The 15,361-nt window shown below is 57.6% G+C and carries 16 protein-coding genes; 7 read left to right on the forward strand and 9 right to left on the reverse strand.

What is annotated here, in order from left to right; all coding sequences use genetic code 11:
- Positions 1 to 21 precede the first annotated feature (21 nt).
- The 5 genes from yidD to hisI are packed head-to-tail and all read left to right on the forward strand — an operon-like array spanning position 22 to position 3,132.
- Complete coding sequence (gene yidD / locus FE795_RS07310; RefSeq protein ID WP_003801316.1) at positions 22 to 297, forward strand: membrane protein insertion efficiency factor YidD; 276 nt, start codon at positions 22 to 24, stop codon at positions 295 to 297.
- Complete coding sequence (locus FE795_RS07315; protein ID WP_230406288.1) at positions 194 to 751, forward strand: SufE family protein; 558 nt, start codon at positions 194 to 196, stop codon at positions 749 to 751. The genes yidD and FE795_RS07315 overlap by 104 nt, the downstream gene beginning before the upstream one ends.
- Positions 748 to 2,142, forward strand: a complete 1,395-nt coding sequence (locus FE795_RS07320; protein ID WP_131071637.1) for a dihydroorotase — start codon at positions 748 to 750, stop codon at positions 2,140 to 2,142. Before FE795_RS07315 ends, FE795_RS07320 begins: the two co-directional genes overlap by 4 nt.
- A 25-nt stretch (positions 2,143 to 2,167) precedes the next feature.
- A complete protein-coding gene (gene fur / locus FE795_RS07325; protein WP_131071638.1) occupies positions 2,168 to 2,620 on the forward strand; it encodes a ferric iron uptake transcriptional regulator in 453 nt (150 codons plus the stop codon).
- Positions 2,617 to 3,132, forward strand: coding sequence for a phosphoribosyl-AMP cyclohydrolase (hisI, locus tag FE795_RS07330; RefSeq protein ID WP_230406289.1), 516 nt, complete (start codon positions 2,617 to 2,619; stop codon positions 3,130 to 3,132). Before fur ends, hisI begins: the two co-directional genes overlap by 4 nt.
- Positions 3,133 to 3,262: 130 nt before the next feature.
- On the opposite strand, the gene FE795_RS07335 is transcribed toward hisI, so the two are convergent.
- The 7 genes from FE795_RS07335 to FE795_RS07365 all read right to left on the reverse strand — a co-directional run bounded on the left by FE795_RS07335 (position 3,263) and on the right by FE795_RS07365 (position 10,346).
- Positions 3,263 to 4,786: a tripartite tricarboxylate transporter permease gene (locus tag FE795_RS07335; protein WP_003801306.1), complete on the reverse strand. Its 1,524-nt coding sequence runs from the start codon at positions 4,784 to 4,786 to the stop codon at positions 3,263 to 3,265.
- Between the two features lie 2 nt (positions 4,787 to 4,788).
- Positions 4,789 to 5,238: a tripartite tricarboxylate transporter TctB family protein gene (locus tag FE795_RS07340; protein WP_081050018.1), complete on the reverse strand. Its 450-nt coding sequence runs from the start codon at positions 5,236 to 5,238 to the stop codon at positions 4,789 to 4,791.
- Positions 5,239 to 5,360: 122 nt separating this feature from the next.
- Complete coding sequence (locus FE795_RS07345; protein ID WP_003801302.1) at positions 5,361 to 6,743, reverse strand: sensor histidine kinase; 1,383 nt, start codon at positions 6,741 to 6,743, stop codon at positions 5,361 to 5,363.
- Positions 6,736 to 7,455, reverse strand: coding sequence for a response regulator transcription factor (locus tag FE795_RS07350; RefSeq protein WP_003801300.1), 720 nt, complete (start codon positions 7,453 to 7,455; stop codon positions 6,736 to 6,738). Before FE795_RS07350 ends, FE795_RS07345 begins: the two co-directional genes overlap by 8 nt.
- 228 nt (positions 7,456 to 7,683) lie before the next feature.
- On the reverse strand, positions 7,684 to 8,148 hold the full coding sequence (locus FE795_RS07355) for an NUDIX hydrolase (protein WP_003801299.1): 465 nt from the start codon (positions 8,146 to 8,148) through the stop codon (positions 7,684 to 7,686).
- A 259-nt stretch (positions 8,149 to 8,407) separates the two neighbouring features.
- Entirely contained in the window at positions 8,408 to 8,851 is a 444-nt protein-coding gene (locus tag FE795_RS07360) for a globin family protein (protein ID WP_131071639.1), read from the reverse strand.
- Positions 8,829 to 10,346: a CoA-acylating methylmalonate-semialdehyde dehydrogenase gene (locus FE795_RS07365; RefSeq protein ID WP_131071640.1), complete on the reverse strand. Its 1,518-nt coding sequence runs from the start codon at positions 10,344 to 10,346 to the stop codon at positions 8,829 to 8,831. The genes FE795_RS07360 and FE795_RS07365 overlap by 23 nt, the downstream gene beginning before the upstream one ends.
- A 497-nt stretch (positions 10,347 to 10,843) precedes the next feature.
- Between FE795_RS07365 and FE795_RS07370 the strand changes: the two genes are divergently transcribed.
- Together FE795_RS07370 and FE795_RS07375 are read left to right on the forward strand one after the other, a co-directional pair.
- On the forward strand, positions 10,844 to 11,398 hold the full coding sequence (locus FE795_RS07370; RefSeq protein WP_003801291.1) for a cytochrome b: 555 nt from the start codon (positions 10,844 to 10,846) through the stop codon (positions 11,396 to 11,398).
- A 3-nt stretch (positions 11,399 to 11,401) separates the two neighbouring features.
- Positions 11,402 to 12,334, forward strand: a complete 933-nt coding sequence (locus FE795_RS07375) for an NAD(P)H-dependent flavin oxidoreductase (protein ID WP_003801290.1) — start codon at positions 11,402 to 11,404, stop codon at positions 12,332 to 12,334.
- A 60-nt stretch (positions 12,335 to 12,394) separates the two neighbouring features.
- On the opposite strand, the gene FE795_RS07380 is transcribed toward FE795_RS07375, so the two are convergent.
- Together FE795_RS07380 and FE795_RS07385 are read right to left on the reverse strand one after the other, a co-directional pair.
- A complete protein-coding gene (locus tag FE795_RS07380) occupies positions 12,395 to 13,309 on the reverse strand; it encodes a LysR family transcriptional regulator (protein ID WP_131071641.1) in 915 nt (304 codons plus the stop codon).
- 394 nt (positions 13,310 to 13,703) lie between these two features.
- A complete protein-coding gene (locus FE795_RS07385; RefSeq protein WP_131071642.1) occupies positions 13,704 to 15,329 on the reverse strand; it encodes a copper resistance CopC/CopD family protein in 1,626 nt (541 codons plus the stop codon).
- Positions 15,330 to 15,361: the final 32 nt, after the last annotated feature.

Here is a 15,361-nt window from a genome sequence, read left to right on the forward strand (position 1 = left end):
TTCCCGTCTTTCGGAGCGGCGATGAAAGCCTTTCTTGTCTCTGTCCTGGTCCTGCTGGTTCGGGGCTACCAACTTTTAATCAGCCCATTATTGGGGCCGCGCTGCCGTTTTTATCCGACTTGTTCGCAGTATGCGATTCAGGCTTTGCGCACGCATGGCCCCTTCAAAGGAACGTGGCTGGCCGCACAACGCCTTGTCCGTTGTCATCCCTGGCATCCGGGCGGGCACGACCCGGTTCCTGCTCGTGGCGATCAGGGCAGGCAAGCGTCCAGGCAGTCAGGAGAAGGCCGTGGATAAGGGGGGCGTACCTAAAGAGTCCATCGCTCAGACTCAGCAAGCCATTGTGGACAGTTTCCAGTGCCTGGGTAACTGGATGGCGCGCTACGAATATCTGATTGATCTGGGGCGCTCCTTGCCCGACTTCCCGGACAAATGGCGTACAGAAGCGAATCGTTTGCACGGCTGTCAGGCACAGGTCTGGATGGTCTCTGAATTGCATGATCACAGGTTGTTTTTTCAGGCTCGTAGTGATTCTGCCATCGTCACCGGCTTGTTGGCTTTATTGATGAAGGTGTATTCGGGGCGTCTGCCTGAAGAAATTCTGTCCCATCCCCCCGACTTTTTACGGGCAATTGAACTGGAGCAGCACTTGTCACCGAATCGCGCCAATGGCCTGTTTCACATGATGGAGCGGATTCGTTTGATGGCACAAGATGCTCTGGGTGCAGAAGCCGCAAAGGCAAAACCATGACGCCAGCAATCCTGAAGGCCCCTCTATCCCGGTCCACAGAAACGACCAAACAGCATGATCTGCGCCATGCCGATCTGCTGCTCTGTGGCGGTACGGTAATGACCCCTAACGGTGCCGAGCACATTGACATCGCCTGTGTGCAAGGCCGGATTATGGCTCTTGGCGATTTGCAGCCCAGCTGGAGCGCAGAGTGCCTGCTGGACTTGAGCGGCCTGCATGTATTGCCAGGGGTCATCGACAGCCAGGTGCATTTTCGAGAGCCGGGGCTGGAGCACAAGGAGAATCTGGAAGCGGGGACACGGGGTGCGGTCCTGGGCGGGGTGACTGCAATTTTCGAGATGCCCAACACCCACCCCTTGACGCTGGGAGCAGCCGATCTGCACGCCAAGCTAAATGCCGCTCAAGGTCGTAGCTGGTGCGATCACGCCTTTTACATCGGTGGCTCATCCTTGAATGCCGAATCTTTGCAGGAACTGGAGCAGCTTCCAGGCTGCGCGGGCATCAAGGTCTTTATGGGTAGCTCTTTTGGCGATCTCCTGGCGGATCAGGATGAAGTCCTGATCCGCATCTTGCGTCATGGCCGCAGACGGCTGGCGGTGCATGCGGAGGATGAGGCCAGACTGTGTGAACGTAAGCATATTGTGCTGGATAGTGGGGACGTGCGGCAACACCCGGTCTGGCGTGATGTCCCAAGTGCGTTGATGGCGACTCAACGCATCGTTCGCCTGGCGGCACAGGTGAATCGCCGCCTGCATGTGCTGCACGTGTCCAGCGCAGAGGAAATGCAGTTTCTGGCCGCCCACAAAGCTCGCGTGACGGTGGAAGTCACTCCTCATCACCTGAGTCTGCAGGCTCCCGACTGTTATGAGCGCTTGGGCACGTTGGCCCAAATGAATCCACCGGTGCGGGAGCAGCGTCATCAGGACGCGCTGTGGCAGGCGGTCCGAGCGGGTGTGGTAGATGTGATCGGCAGCGATCATGCGCCGCATACCTTGTCGGAGAAGTCTCAGGGCTACCCGGCCTCGCCCAGTGGCATGACAGGCGTGCAAACTCTCCTTCCCCTGATGTTGAACCATGTGCATGCGGGTCGTCTGAGCCTGCAGCGACTGGTGGATTTGACCAGTACCGGTCCTGCCCGGATTTTTGGTCTGGAAGGCAAAGGACGTATTGCCGTGGGCTTTGATGCTGACTTCAGCATTGTGGATCTGAAGGCGCGGCGTCGTATTCGCAACGACTGGATGGCCAGCGTCAGCGGCTGGTCTCCCTACGACGGCCTGCCGGTTGTGGGCTGGCCGATTCACACCATTGTGCGCGGCCATTGTGTGGTTCGTGATGAAGCCTTGGAAGGGCAAGCGCAAGGCAGGCCACTGCGTTTTCTGGATGTCCCCTAGCCGCCCATTCAGCAAGGAGTACGCCATGACGGATTCAAAAGAGCTTAAAGAGCGTGGCCTGAAGGTGACCGCAGCCCGTATCCAAATTCTTGAGATTTTCCAGACCCCCGGCATGGGTCATTTGACGGCGGACGATGTGTATCGTCAGTTGATCCGGCAAGGCAGTGAAATTGGCTTGGCCACTGTGTATCGCGTGCTGACGCAATTGCAGCAGGCAGGCCTGTTAAAGCAGGTTTATTTTGAGCCCGGCCGGGCTCTGTATGAGCGGGATGATGGCGAACACCATGATCACCTTATTTGCACGGACTGCGGTCGCGTGCAGGAGTTCCATGACGAGGTGATCGAACAGCGCCAACAAGCGATTGCTCAAGAGCGGGGCTTTCAAGTTCTGGCTCATAGCCACGTCTTGTATGGGCCTTGCCTGAATCCCGATTGCACGTATCGCCCCGGCTCCCCCGATGACAAGGAGAAAACGTGAAAACAGCAGGAAAAGAATGCGGACTGGACGACACCCCCATGGTGCAGATGCGCCCTCGAGTGTCAGTGGAACAGGTGGAAGAGGGCGAGGAGCTGGCGCCCAAATTTGACGAACAGGGCCTGATTGCCTGCATCACTACAGATGCGAAGAACGGGGAGGTCCTGATGTTGGGGTACATGAATCGGGAAGCCTTGGAAAAAACCATACAGACGGGCGAGGCCCATTACTGGAGCCGGTCGCGCCAGACGCTCTGGCATAAAGGGGCGAGTAGTGGTCTGGTGCAAACAGTAGAGGAGATGCGCATCGATGACGACCAGGACGCCGTACTGCTGCGCGTGCGGGTAGCCGGTTCAGGAGCCAGTTGCCACGTAGGCTACTACTCCTGTTTTTATCGGCAGGTACCGGTAGGAGCGGCGCACCGCAAGGGCCAGAAACTGGTGTTTATTGAGTCGACCAAGACCTTTGATCCGCAGGACGTGTATGGCGATGCGCCCAATCCTACCGTGCTTTAGCCTGCCGTTTGGGTGGACGGGGCCAGACAAGAGGCTGTCCGGTTTTCCTTGGGGAGCAGGCTAACAAAGCCGGGCGTGGTCGCCCCGCTTTGTGTTTGTCGCAGTTGCCTTGTGAACGGGCTTGGCTCCACTAGGATGCTTTGGCCAGACCCCCCCATTTTTTCTGACGGTTCGCGCGCCAGAACGAGTAACTCAGTCCCAGTATCAGCAAGATGCAGGCAATGATAAAGACCATGCTGATCGGGCGCTCCAGAAAGATCATGGGGTCGCCGCGGGACAGCAGCAGGGCCCGGCGGAAGTTCTCTTCTACCATCGGCCCCAAGACAAAGCCCAGCAGCAAGGGGGCAGCTTCAAAGCGCAGGCGCATGAAGCCGTACCCCAGAATGCCAAACAGCAGCACGATGTTGACATCGAACAGGTTGTTGTTGGTGCTATAGACGCCCACGCACACAAAGAACAGGGCAGCGGGGTACAGGTACTTGAAAGGTACAGACAGCAGACGCACCCACATCCCGATCAGGGGCAGGTTCAGGATCAGCAGCAGGATGTTGCCCACCCAGAAGCTGGCAATCAGGCCCCAGAACATATCGGCGTGTTCGACCACCATTTGTGGGCCGGGCTGGATGCCATGAATGATCAGTGCCCCCAGCATCAAGGCCATGACCGGATCGCCAGGAATGCCCAGGCTCAGGGTAGGAATGAAGCTGGTTTGGGTCGAGGCACTGGTGGCGGCTTCGGGCGACGCAATGCCTTCAATCGCACCCCGTCCAAAACGCTCAGGTTTCTTGGCGATTTTCTTTTCCGTGGCATAGGCAATAAAGGAGGCAATGGTCGGGCCTGTGCCGGGCAGGATTCCGAAGGCAGCGCCAATGGCCGTGCCGCGAACCAAAGCGCCCTTGGACTGCTTGATGTCGCCTTTTTCCGGGCGCAGGGAGCGGGTGGAGACTTTACCAATAGCCTTGGTATGGCCGCTATGGATCCGGTTGATGTTCTTGAGGAAGTCCGCAATACCGAACAGACCCATCGCCAGTGCGACAATCTGCAAGCCGTCCTGCAGCTCCGGAATATTGAGGTCAAAGCGCGACACACCGCTGTTTACGTCCGTCCCTACCACGCCAAAGATCAGCCCCATGACCACCATGGCCACGCCTTTGATGGCCGAGCCTTTCGCCAAGGTGGCCCCGGCCAGCAGTCCCAGCATCATCATGGAAAAATATTCGGCAGGGCCGAACTTGAAGGCCACATTGACCAGGGCTGGCGAGAACAGGATCATGGCCAAAATGCCGATCGTGGCTCCAAAAAAGGAGGACAACATCAACATGAACAGGGCTGAGCCGGCCTTGCCGTTGCGGGCCATGGGATTGCCATCCAAACAGGCCACCGCGTGTGAGGCGGTTCCGGGCAGGTTGAGCATGATGGAGGTGATGCCGCCGCCGTATTGGGAACCGTAGTAAATTCCGGCCAGCATAATCAGGGCAGCCGTGGGCGTCATGGCGTAGGTCAGGGGCAGCAGGATGGAGATGGCGGCCAGTACGCCCATGCCGGGCAAAACACCGATCAGGTTCCCCATGAACACGCCAAAGACGGCCCACATCAGGTTGTCCAGTTGAAAGGCAACGCCAAAGCCGTGCATCAGGTTAGAGAGAATGTCCATGCCTAGCCCCACGTGAACAGGGGAAATTGCAGCTCCAGCCCCCAGGAGAAAATAAGCACACCCAGCAGCGTTACAAACACGGACAGCAGCAAAGCGGTGAGCCAGGAGTGCTCTTTGTCGCCCATGGCCGAGATGAACACCAGGGCGAAGGTGGCGGGAACCAGTCCGCCGTAGCGGCCCAGGATAATGAAGGCGATGATGCCACCCACAATGGCCAGCCAGCCTCGCCATTGCGGTGGGCCGTAATCTTCTTCCTGCTCCTCGTCGTGCGAGGCGGTCTCGACAAACAGGTACAGCGCGCCCAGCGCGATCATCACGATACCCAGCAGAAACGGGAAGTATCCCGGCCCCATGCGGGCCAGGCTGCCCAGGGAGTATTTCTGTCCCATCAGAACCGTCAAGACGCCCACCCCCACCATCAGCCCGACTGAGTAATATTTTTGTCTGCTCATGACCCTCCCCATTTCCGTAAAGCACGCATGATTTTTATAACTCCTGAAAAAGAGCGTTTAAAAATGAGGCTAGCTTAGCGGAGCAGAAGTTTGCTTAGGGTGACAGTTTCATTACCTTTTGGTCATGTTGGCGGTTGTGCAAAAGAGGGGGCGGGAAGCGCAATGGTAACTTTCAGGCCGGATTCTCCTTTTGAGAAAATCAGTTCGCCGCGATGTAATTCAACGATGGCCGAAACACTGCTTAATCCCAATCCAAATCCTTCGCTGTCATGATGGTAGCGGTAGAAATATTTGCCCACGTTCTCGTATTCACTTTCGGGTAAACCGGGGCCATCATCTTCAACACTAATCACAACAAGATGGCCGATTTTTCTTTCGATGCCGACGTTAACGTTTTTTCTGGCATATTTAATTGCGTTGTCCACGAGATTGGCCAAGGCACTGGCTAAAAGATTGCTATCACCATTCAGGGTGACGGCATCGATTCTCTTTTGGTGCAGTCTGACCCCTTTTTCTTCCGCAATAAACTGGTACAGATCCAGAACGTCCTCCGCAATCTGCTCCAGGTTGCAGGCTTTAAAGCTTTGTCGGTGGACTCCGGCATTCAGTTCTGCAATCTGCAGCAGCTTGCCCAGCAGTACGCTCAGCTTCTCCACTTCTTCAATGGCTTCCTGTTGGGCCTGCTGGACGGGTGCCGGGACGCCGGGCAGGTTACGGGTCTCGCGCAGCTTGCCAACGATTCGGGTCAGTGGCGTGCGAATATTGTGGGCTACGGTATCGGAGATATGGCGGGCGCTTTGCATCAGGCTTTCAATCTTGTCCAGCATGCGGTTGATGTCGTGGTGGATCAGGCCAAAGATATCCTCGCTTTCGGAACTGATACGCTTGGAGATGTCGCCCGCACCTACTTGCTCCGTCAGCACACGGATGCGGCCGATGCGGTATTTCAGTTCGCTGCTAAAGACGTAGGCGCCCAGAATCACCAGCATCAAGGCGAGCATCATGGAGGTGAGGATGATGCGGCTCAGCATGGCACGCAGCTCGTTCAAGGTGCCCAGTTCGTGCCCAACTACCAGGGTTTCTCCGCCAGCCAATTTGGTGACGCGAACATTGCCTTCAGACAGGGCATCGATATGCTTGATCTGAACTTCCACCACCTGTTGCTCGGGCAGTTCGTTCAGGCCTGGAATCGCGTGGATATTGCCCACCAGTGTGTGCTTGTTCTCATCGAGCAGCAGGTAGATTTCCTGCCCCGAATCAATCCGGTCCGACAAGGTCAGTTCGATCATGCGCAAGACCTCTTCGCGTCCACCTACCTCATAGGCAATGCTCAGCCGCTGCACTGCAACGCTGATCTGGCGCAAGTGCTCGTCGCGCAAGGCACCAAAGACCTGAACGTAGAAAAAACCGATCAGAAACAAGGTGGTGAAGATGGCCAGTATGCTGTAGTTGAGCGTCAGCCGAAACGAGGTGGACTCCCAGAGCCGTTTCAGGAGCTCAATCATCGCTGCGTTTCAGCCTGATCCCGTCAACGCTAGCCTTGTCGCTGAGTACATAGCCGCGACCGCGTATCGTATGAATCAGAGGTGGAATGCCTTCCCTGTCCACTTTGCGCCGCAGGCGGCTGACCAGCACATCCACCACATTCGATTGCGGGTCGAAGTTGTAACCCCAGACCACTTCCAGCAGCATGGTGCGGGTCAGGATTTTGTGACTGTTCATCATCAGGTAGGACAGGAGTTTGATTTCGCGCGGTTGCAGCTCCAGCACGACCCCTGCGCGGGTGATTGTCTGTGTACGAATGTTCATCACCAGATCATCAATCTGCACACTTCTGATTTCTGCATTATCTGTGCTGCGGCGGATCAAGGCATGCAAGCGGGCAGCCAGCTCCTGAAAGGAAAAAGGCTTGATTAAATAATCATCCCCGCCCGCTTTTAAACCATCCACTTTGTCGTCCACTCCTGATAAAGCACTCAATACCAGAACGGGGACTTTTTTTCCTAATGATCGCAAGGTGAAAAGAATGGAAAGGCCATCTACATGATTGGGAAGCATGCGATCCAGAATAATGACGTCCCATATCTCTTTCATGGCATTTTCCAAACCGGATACGCCGTCGTGACTAGCGACAACCGAGTAGCCCAGTTCGGACAAACCATTTACCAAATAGCGGGCGTTGTCGCGGTCATCTTCGATCAATAAGCAATTCCACATATGACTTTCCATTTTTTAGAAACAGGCAATGACATCCATTTAAAAAAACGGATTGTTCGCAAGGCTTAAGGCGGATCATGAGTCAAACATGACAAAACGCTCATGTTTGGCGTCGGCGATGAAAAGAAAAAGGGATGGGCACCCGATCGCAAGCCATTCCGGATTATAGGAATAATTAGCCTGCGTATTAGAAGCGGGTAGACCGGTGCTGCAGAGGCTCAGTGTCGGTCAGGCAGTGCGGCAGGAGGCAGCCAGTGCCAATGCGCGGCGCGCGAGGCCACGTACATCAAGGCTGTGTGCCACCTCCAGCGCGTCCAGCTCGGCCTCGGTGAACCAGCGCGCGTCCAGTGCGTCATCGGCGGCTTGAGCGCTACCCGACTGCCACTGAAAGAGAACAGCGATAAGAATGAAATGTGGATAGCTTGGCGGGGTGGGGCTGGGTTCGCGGTCAAACACATCCAGGGCATCAAAGATGTGCAGGGCCTGACCCTGTACCCCAGTTTCTTCGCGCAGTTCGCGATGCGCGGCGGCATGGATGGTTTCACCGGGACGGATTTTGCCGCCCGGGAATGCCCAGCGTCCAGCATCGGGCCGGTTGGCGCGGCGTATCAGTAAAATTCGGTCTTGATGAACGACGGCGGCCAGGGTGGCGGGAACCGGTCCCGTGGCAGGGGAAGCGGGATCAGCGGACAAGATAGCAACTCCAGGTCAAGGATGGCCTTCCTTGATCAAGCGGCGAGCAGATAGCGATCCGTTCCTTTGCTGGCATGACCCGGATCAAGCTCAGCCGGTCACTCTGCTTAGCAAGAGGGACAGGCAGTTTTTCAGCCCGCTTCCCAGGGCCCCTCGATCATAAAGACGGTTTTTGACAATATGACCTGGGCGAGTATACCTGCCTTTGCGTGACCCTTGCCCCCTGTGCCCTGGCCCTGACCCGCATGCCCACGGCGGACTACGCATCGCTGGCAAGCTGGGCTTGAATGAGTAGATCAGCCAGTTGTTGGCGGGCGGACGTCCACCGTCCAAGCACGGTGTCCTCGCCCACGCTAGGATTCAGTACGTCCTGTATGGCCTGTAGCAGACAGGTGCTCGCCATGGGATCGAGCTCAGGCAGGACGGGTAGGGCCTTATGCAGCTTGCTGGTCCAGGGGGCCTGGGATTCTGCAAGGGGGCAGGTACGCAGCAACAAGGCATACAGATGGATGGCCAGGGCGTCACCACCTGTTTCCAACAGGCAAGCGGTGGTCTTGATGAGGTCGCGTTGATCGTCAGTCAGCATATGCAGGGGCAGGGGAGAGGGACGGGAAAGTCGGTGGTAGCCACGGAACGCATGGGGCGTTCGCTTGTTGAACCCTAAAAGGTGGCTGTGGTGCTCATTGCGTAGTGGGCATGACAAATTGCGCGCCTTTGGCGATGCGTTCCGGCCAGCGCTGCATGATGGATTTTTGCCGGGTGTAAAAGCGCACCCCTTCTTCTCCATACGCATGCATATCGCCATACAGGCTCTTTTTCCAGCCGCCAAAGCCGTGCCAGGCCATTGGCACAGGCAAAGGCACATTAATTCCCACCATGCCGACTTGAATGCGGCGCGCGAACTCGCGGGCTACATGACCGTCGCGCGTAAAGCAGGCTACGCCATTGCCGAACGCGTGGGCATTGACCCGTTCTATGGCTTGCTCAAGGTTCGCCACCCGCATGCAGCCCAGTACCGGCCCGAAGATTTCCTCTTGGTAAATACGCATCTGAGGAGTCAGACCGTCGAATAAGGTGCCGCCCATCCAGAAGCCGTCCTCGCAGCCTGGTCCCGCTTCACTGCCTTGAAAGTGGCGGCCGTCGACCAGCAGTCGGGCACCTTCCTGTACGCCCAGTGCGATGTAGTGGGCAATGCGTTCGTAAGCGGCACGGCTTATGAGGGGGCCCATTTCGGCGGCCGGGTTTTCGCCATTTAGCACCTTCAAGGCTTGCGTGCGCTCGACGAGTTTGGGGATGAGCCGGTCGGCCACATCCCCCACCAATATGGCTACGCTGATGGCCATGCAGCGCTCGCCCGCCGAACCGAAGCCGGCACCGATCAGTGCGTCCACCGCCTGATCGATATCGGCATCGGGCATCACCACCATATGGTTTTTGGCACCACCCAGCGCCTGCACTCGTTTGCCATGACGAGCGCCCGCTTCGTAAATGGCGTGGGCGATCGGCGTCGAGCCTACAAAGCTGATGGCCTGCACCAGCGGGAGTTCCAGCAGCGCGTCAACCGCTTCCTTGTCGCCTTGCACCACATTGAATACCCCATCGGGCAGACCCGCCTGTTTGAACAACTGGGCGATCAAGAGCGAGGGACTGGGGTCGATCGGACTGGGTTTGAGAACAAAGGTGTTTCCGGCGGCAATGGCCAGCGGAAACATCCACATGGGCACCATGACGGGAAAGTTGAACGGGGTCACACCCGCCACGACGCCCAGAGCTTGGCGTACCGTCCAGTTATCGATATGGCTTGATACCTGTTCGGTGTAATCGCCTTTCAGCAGTTGCGGGATGCCGCAGGCGAACTCCACGATTTCAATGCCGCGAGCCACTTTACCTTGGGCATCGCTGAAGACCTTGCCATGCTCGGCGGTAATCAGGTGGGCCAACTTGTCCTTATGCTCGTTCAGCAGTTGCAAAAACTTAAACAGGATTCGGGCGCGGCGGATAGGTGGGGTGTCCGCCCAGCCGGGGAAGGCGCTTGCAGCGGCCTGAACTGCCTTATCCACCTCGGCAGCGGTGGCCAAGACGACCTGAGCGCTAACGGCGCCGGTGGCGGGATTGCAGACGTCCAGATGACGGCCGGAGGTGCCCGGCACGCGCTGGCCGTTGATGTAGTGGTCAATAAGGGCGACAGGATGAGTCATGCAGTCAGTCTCTTGGAGGGGGCGTTGTAAAGCAGCATTAGCAACTCCTAAGATAGATGACTATAAGAATCATGTAAAATGATGAATAATGAATTTATAAATCATTAATAGTGAATAAAAAGCGCTACGTTCAACGCAGGCTTGCGATGAGCCGAGGCGTTACTCGTCAGGACCGTGGCTTATGCCAGTTAAACCTGGGCGATAGATGCGGTGACGCCTGACCCGTTGGCCGTCGCCTCATGACAGGGTATAAAGATTAAATAAATCATAAATAAAGATTGGTTCTATCAGGTTTTATCATTTTACTTGATGGTTGGTCGTGTCTATCTTAGCGGCGTGCGGACGGTGACCCGTTCCAGAGCAAGGGCCTTGGCGGGCCCGTCGCTCACTTCTTTGCAAGCCGCGCGGCATTGGCCAGCACTCACGCGTATCGCCCGGCTTACGGTGTGTGTGCTAGGACAGGAGAGGGTCTTCAGTGCTTTTTCAAGGAGGTCGTCATGCAGTTGCGCGACAACGGACTCAGGTTCTCGCCCATTACGATTGTGCTGCACTGGCTGGTCGCAGCCTTACTGCTGTCTATCCTGGGGTTGGAGGTGGCAATGGCCCGAACCGCGGCCCAGGCCTCGTCTGCCCGACTGGAGCCGATACAGAATCTGTTGGGGCTGATGCTCTTTCTGATCTCGGCTTATCGATTCTGGGCCAGGGTGAGCTCGCCTCATCCTTTACCCTTGGGCTCGCCCACGCCGGTACAAGTGATTGTGTCCCGCTCGGTGGCCACCGCCCTGGCATTGGCGATGGTGTTGCTGCCGCTAGCCGTCTGGCTATCCCGCGCAGCGGCCGGCGTGGGAATTGAGCTGCCCGGTGGCTTGATGCTCCCGGCTCCGATCGGCCCGAGCAAGCCGCTCAAGGCGGTGCTGGACGCTTTGTTCAACATTGGGGCGACGGCTTTTGTGGCCGGGCTTGCTCTACATCTGTTTGGCGCGTTCAGAAACCACCTTGTGCTGAAGAATCAGACCTTGCGCCGCATGTTGGGCAAACAGGTGGAGTTGTGAATCATGGGTGATACAAAACAGACTTTTGCAGGCAATGTCATCACAGACATGTGCGGGGTAGCGTATCCGATTGTTCTGGCGGGCATGGCCGCGATTTCGGGGCCTAAACTGGTGGCCGCGGTAGCAAATGCGGGCGGGGTGGGAGTGTTGGGAGGCTTGCGTCTGGCTCCCAAGGTGCTGCGCGAGTGGCTGCGGGAAACCAGAGGTCTGACCGACAGACCGTTTGGTGTCAATATCGTGCCCCAGTTTGGTGGACCGGCTGTGTTTGAGGCCCAGTTTCAGGTGATTCTTCAGGAGCGGCCCCGACTATTGTCCTTGTTTTATGCCGAGGATGCTGGTGCCGACCTGATTGCCCGCGCCAAAGATGCGGGCATGATCGTCATGGTGCAAACCGGCACGGTGGCTCTAGCCCGTCAAGCGATTGCACAGGGAGCCGATATTGTGGTTGCCCAGGGCAGTGAGAGTGGAGGGCATTTGAATCGTGGCACGGTGGGCTTGATGTCCTTGCTGCCTGCGATTATCGACGTTGCACACGGTTGTCCCGTTCTGGCGGCGGGCGGCATCACGACAAGTCAGGATGTGCGGGCTGCCATGAGCCTGGGCGCGTCGGGGGTGCTGGCAGGTACTGCTTTTTTGGCCAGCGAGGAATCCAATGCGCACCCACTCTACAAACACAGAATTCTGGAGGCAGGTACGGACGATACGGAGTATCGCACTGGTTACTCCTTTGGCTGGCCCTATGGGACGCCGCATCGGGTGATACCCAACCGGGACAGGTGGAATCTGTTGCGTCTGATCGGGGGCGGTGCCAGGGCGATTGATCAGGACAGCGTGGCCAGGAAACTGTCTTTGTATGCCGGTCAGGGGGTGGGCAAAATCCATCGTATTATGCCGGCTGCAGAGCGCGTGGCGGAACTGGCACGGGGCCTGTCCTGAGGCTTTACGGGCAGATGGTTGTGGGAAGGCTGCGCAAGCTCAGCCTTGGGACTGGTGGGGCTAATCGAGGCGTTCGGCCTGGTTTTGCATTGATTTGGGTAATTGGGCGAACTGTGTGTGCGCCAGGGCGAGAAAACTGCGTAGAGCCGAGCTGGGTAGGGTATCCGAACGACGGATGAACACGGTTTTCACCCGGGCTACCTGCGGCGGCAGCTCATGACATTGGATAGGCAGGTGCATGCTGCGGGTTTGGGCAATCGCCTTCGGTAGTAAGCTGATGCCCATGCCCGAGGCCACGCAGGACAGAATGCCGTCCAGGGTGCCCATTTCCATGATCTGATCGGGGACCAGGCCCGCTTGATGGAGCCAGTGTTCCAGCGTAGAGCGGTAAAAGCACCCGGTCCTAAAGACCAGCACGGTTTGCTGGGTGATCTGTTCGATGAGCTCAGAGAGGGAGGGGATGGCCTTGCTGCTGAGCAGAACCAGTTCCTCTTCAAAGACTTCTTCTTGTGACAAGGCAGGATTGTGATGGAGTCCGCCTACAAAGGCGCCGTCCAATTGGTGACTTTCAATCGCTTTGATGAGTTCGGCCGTGGTGCCGGTTTGCAAGGACAGTTGAACCTGGGGATAGTGTTCGCGGTACTGAATCAGTAATGGCGGCAAGCGTATGGCAGCTGTAGTTTCCATGGAGCCCAGGCGTAGCAGGCCGCGTGGCGTGCCCGTGTCCTGCAAGGCGGCGCGGCTTTCATTGGTCAGTTGCAAGATCCGCTGGGCGTACGTTAGAAAAGTACGCCCCGCCGCTGTCAGTACCACCCCGCTTTTCTGGCGTATGAACAGTTGCTGCCCCAGCTCGGCCTCCAGCTCCTTGACCCGCATGGTGACATTGGACTGCACAGTATGTACTTTCTGGGCGGCAGCGGTAAAGCTGCCCTGTTCGGCCACAGCACAAAAAATCTGTAACTGGCGCATTTCCATACCGACTTCTCCATCGTTAAAAATGATGCCTGGTTTTTTGTTTCATCACTTTATGGTATCCATGCGCGACCGTAAAGAGGTCCTTCAACGCGGATTGCGGTCAGGGAGAGACTTGATGGTACCAAGTACACAGCAATCAGGTACGCGATATTCTGCCCGATCATCCCAATAAGATACAGGTTGTGAGCCCCGCGAGCGTATGGCTGGCCAGACGGGGTCATACTGGGTCAGTTCCCTAGCTGTGATGAACAAGCTCAGTCTGCCCTAAGCGCTAGGGTGGCGGCCTTGGCCGCCCTCAAGATACTGGATTTGCTGGCGCGAAGGGCAGTGCGAGATTCTTGGCTATGTGCGTTTGTGCAGTCCCGCTGGAAATGGCACATGGGCGGAGCGCGGTTCAGTGCGTCTGCAGATTCAACGTGCCGTCCAGATTGATGCGTTCAAAGTCAGAGACCAATACCTGAATGCGAATATTCCAACTGGCCAGATGAGGCAGTTCAATCGGGTTGACCAGCCACTGGCCCTGCAAGGTAGGGGCAGCCGGAAAAGTAATGGAGGCGATACCGGCCTGCGGGTTGCTGAACGTCACCTCGACCTCTTGGGCTTGAAGGGGGATGAAACCGGGCTGGTGCAAGGTGATGGTCAGGGTGGGTCGGGAGGTAGCCGTGGCTGGGAGATACACCAGATCCGCCATGCCTGTTTCGGTTCGGATATGACTGGCAATGCCGGGCGCGACCCACTGTGCCAGGGACCGGGGAGGTGGGGTAAAACGCCACAAGGCGACGACGGCCAGGATCAGCACGGCCAGCGCGTATTCTAGACGGATCACTCTTTGCAGGGCGTAGCGCGCTCCTTCGCGCTTTTGCATCACGGCCGGGCTCAAGCGATAGCGGTTGTATGCACCCAGGGCCAGCAAAAACGCGACCAGAACCAGCTTGGCGATCAGGACCTGACCATATCGGCTTTCCCAGAGCGAGGCGAGCTGATCGAATTGCACGTAGATCAAGGCCACGCCGCTTAGGGTCAGCACCAGCAAGATGCGGGGAATCCAGTGCGAGAACCACCTTAACAGGTGGGGCGGCTTGTCGTGCCTGAGCGCACAGACCAGCGGCAGGAAGGAGCCCACCCACAGTGTCAGTGCCACTCCATGGAGCCAGACGCTGGGCCGCGAGAGCCAAGTGGGACTGGCTGTACTGGCATGGCCGCTGGAAGCCAGCGAGGCTCCCAATAGAACGAGGGCCGCGACGGCCAGCCATGGCTGGGCAGTGGTCCAGACTGCTTTCCAGGAAAGGGCCGCACCAATCAGAGCCATCCAGCCCAGCAGCACTGCCAGGCCCATGGAGCTGGATACACCGGCTGTCCAGGGCTGGGGCTGTAACAGTGCAGAGAGCGGCAAATCCAGGGCATCGATACCCACCAGGCCCAGAGTCAGCAACAAGGCAGTGGCGCCCACGGCGAACAGAACGGGAAGCCAGTGTCGATGACGGGCAAATGCCCCCTGGGGCGTCGGGCTCAGCGTTTGGTAGACCAGCCCTCCTATCCCTGTGAACAGACTCACATAAGCCACGAATCGGGCCAGCCAGATCAGACCATTTCGCAGGGGATGGCTGTGGGGTGTGGACGTCAGATTGGTGCCTGGTGTGCCAATGGAAAACGTCAGGATTCCGCCAACGGGGTGGCCGTCGGCGGAAATCACCCGCCAGCTCAGGCCGTAGTTGCCTTTGGCCGACAAGGTTGGCAAGGCCAGCTCCAGTCTCTGTTCGTGTGTGACGACGTTCGTGAGCGTCTCGACGGTGCCGTCAGGGCGAATTAATTTGAGCAGCAAGGGTGCCACGGGCTCATTGAAGCGCAAACTGGCGGTTTGCGGGGCCTGCATCAGAATCGTGCCGCTGGCGGGTTTGCTATCCACCAGGGCTGCATGAGCATGCAGTACGGGCGACCAGACCAACAGCAAGAGCAGCACCATCAGCCCTGAGACCAAGGCAAGCCCGCCTGCACGCCCTTGCTGAGTTTGCGTTTGCATAAAATTCTCCTTCAGGCGGATGCGCCCGATCC

Origin of the sequence: Alcaligenes ammonioxydans, assembly GCF_019343455.1 — a bacterium.
GTDB classification, from domain to species: Bacteria; Pseudomonadota; Gammaproteobacteria; order Burkholderiales; family Burkholderiaceae_B; genus Alcaligenes; species Alcaligenes ammonioxydans.

Bases quoted from the DNA above. Each gene is read 5' to 3' on its own strand.
- fur (WP_131071638.1), top strand. From the start codon at position 2,168: ATGACGGATTCAAAAGAGCTTAAAGAGCGTGGCCTGAAGGTGACCGCA.
- FE795_RS07380 (WP_131071641.1), bottom strand. From the start codon at position 13,309: ATGGAAATGCGCCAGTTACAGATTTTTTGTGCTGTGGCCGAACAGGGC.
- FE795_RS07345 (WP_003801302.1), bottom strand. From the start codon at position 6,743: ATGATTGAGCTCCTGAAACGGCTCTGGGAGTCCACCTCGTTTCGGCTG.
- FE795_RS07385 (WP_131071642.1), bottom strand. From the start codon at position 15,329: ATGCAAACGCAAACTCAGCAAGGGCGTGCAGGCGGGCTTGCCTTGGTC.
- FE795_RS07320 (WP_131071637.1), top strand. From the start codon at position 748: ATGACGCCAGCAATCCTGAAGGCCCCTCTATCCCGGTCCACAGAAACG.
- FE795_RS07370 (WP_003801291.1), top strand. From the start codon at position 10,844: ATGCAGTTGCGCGACAACGGACTCAGGTTCTCGCCCATTACGATTGTG.
- FE795_RS07340 (WP_081050018.1), bottom strand. From the start codon at position 5,238: ATGAGCAGACAAAAATATTACTCAGTCGGGCTGATGGTGGGGGTGGGC.
- yidD (WP_003801316.1), top strand. From the start codon at position 22: ATGAAAGCCTTTCTTGTCTCTGTCCTGGTCCTGCTGGTTCGGGGCTAC.
- FE795_RS07335 (WP_003801306.1), bottom strand. From the start codon at position 4,786: ATGGACATTCTCTCTAACCTGATGCACGGCTTTGGCGTTGCCTTTCAA.
- FE795_RS07350 (WP_003801300.1), bottom strand. From the start codon at position 7,455: ATGTGGAATTGCTTATTGATCGAAGATGACCGCGACAACGCCCGCTAT.
- FE795_RS07365 (WP_131071640.1), bottom strand. From the start codon at position 10,346: ATGACTCATCCTGTCGCCCTTATTGACCACTACATCAACGGCCAGCGC.
- FE795_RS07375 (WP_003801290.1), top strand. From the start codon at position 11,402: ATGGGTGATACAAAACAGACTTTTGCAGGCAATGTCATCACAGACATG.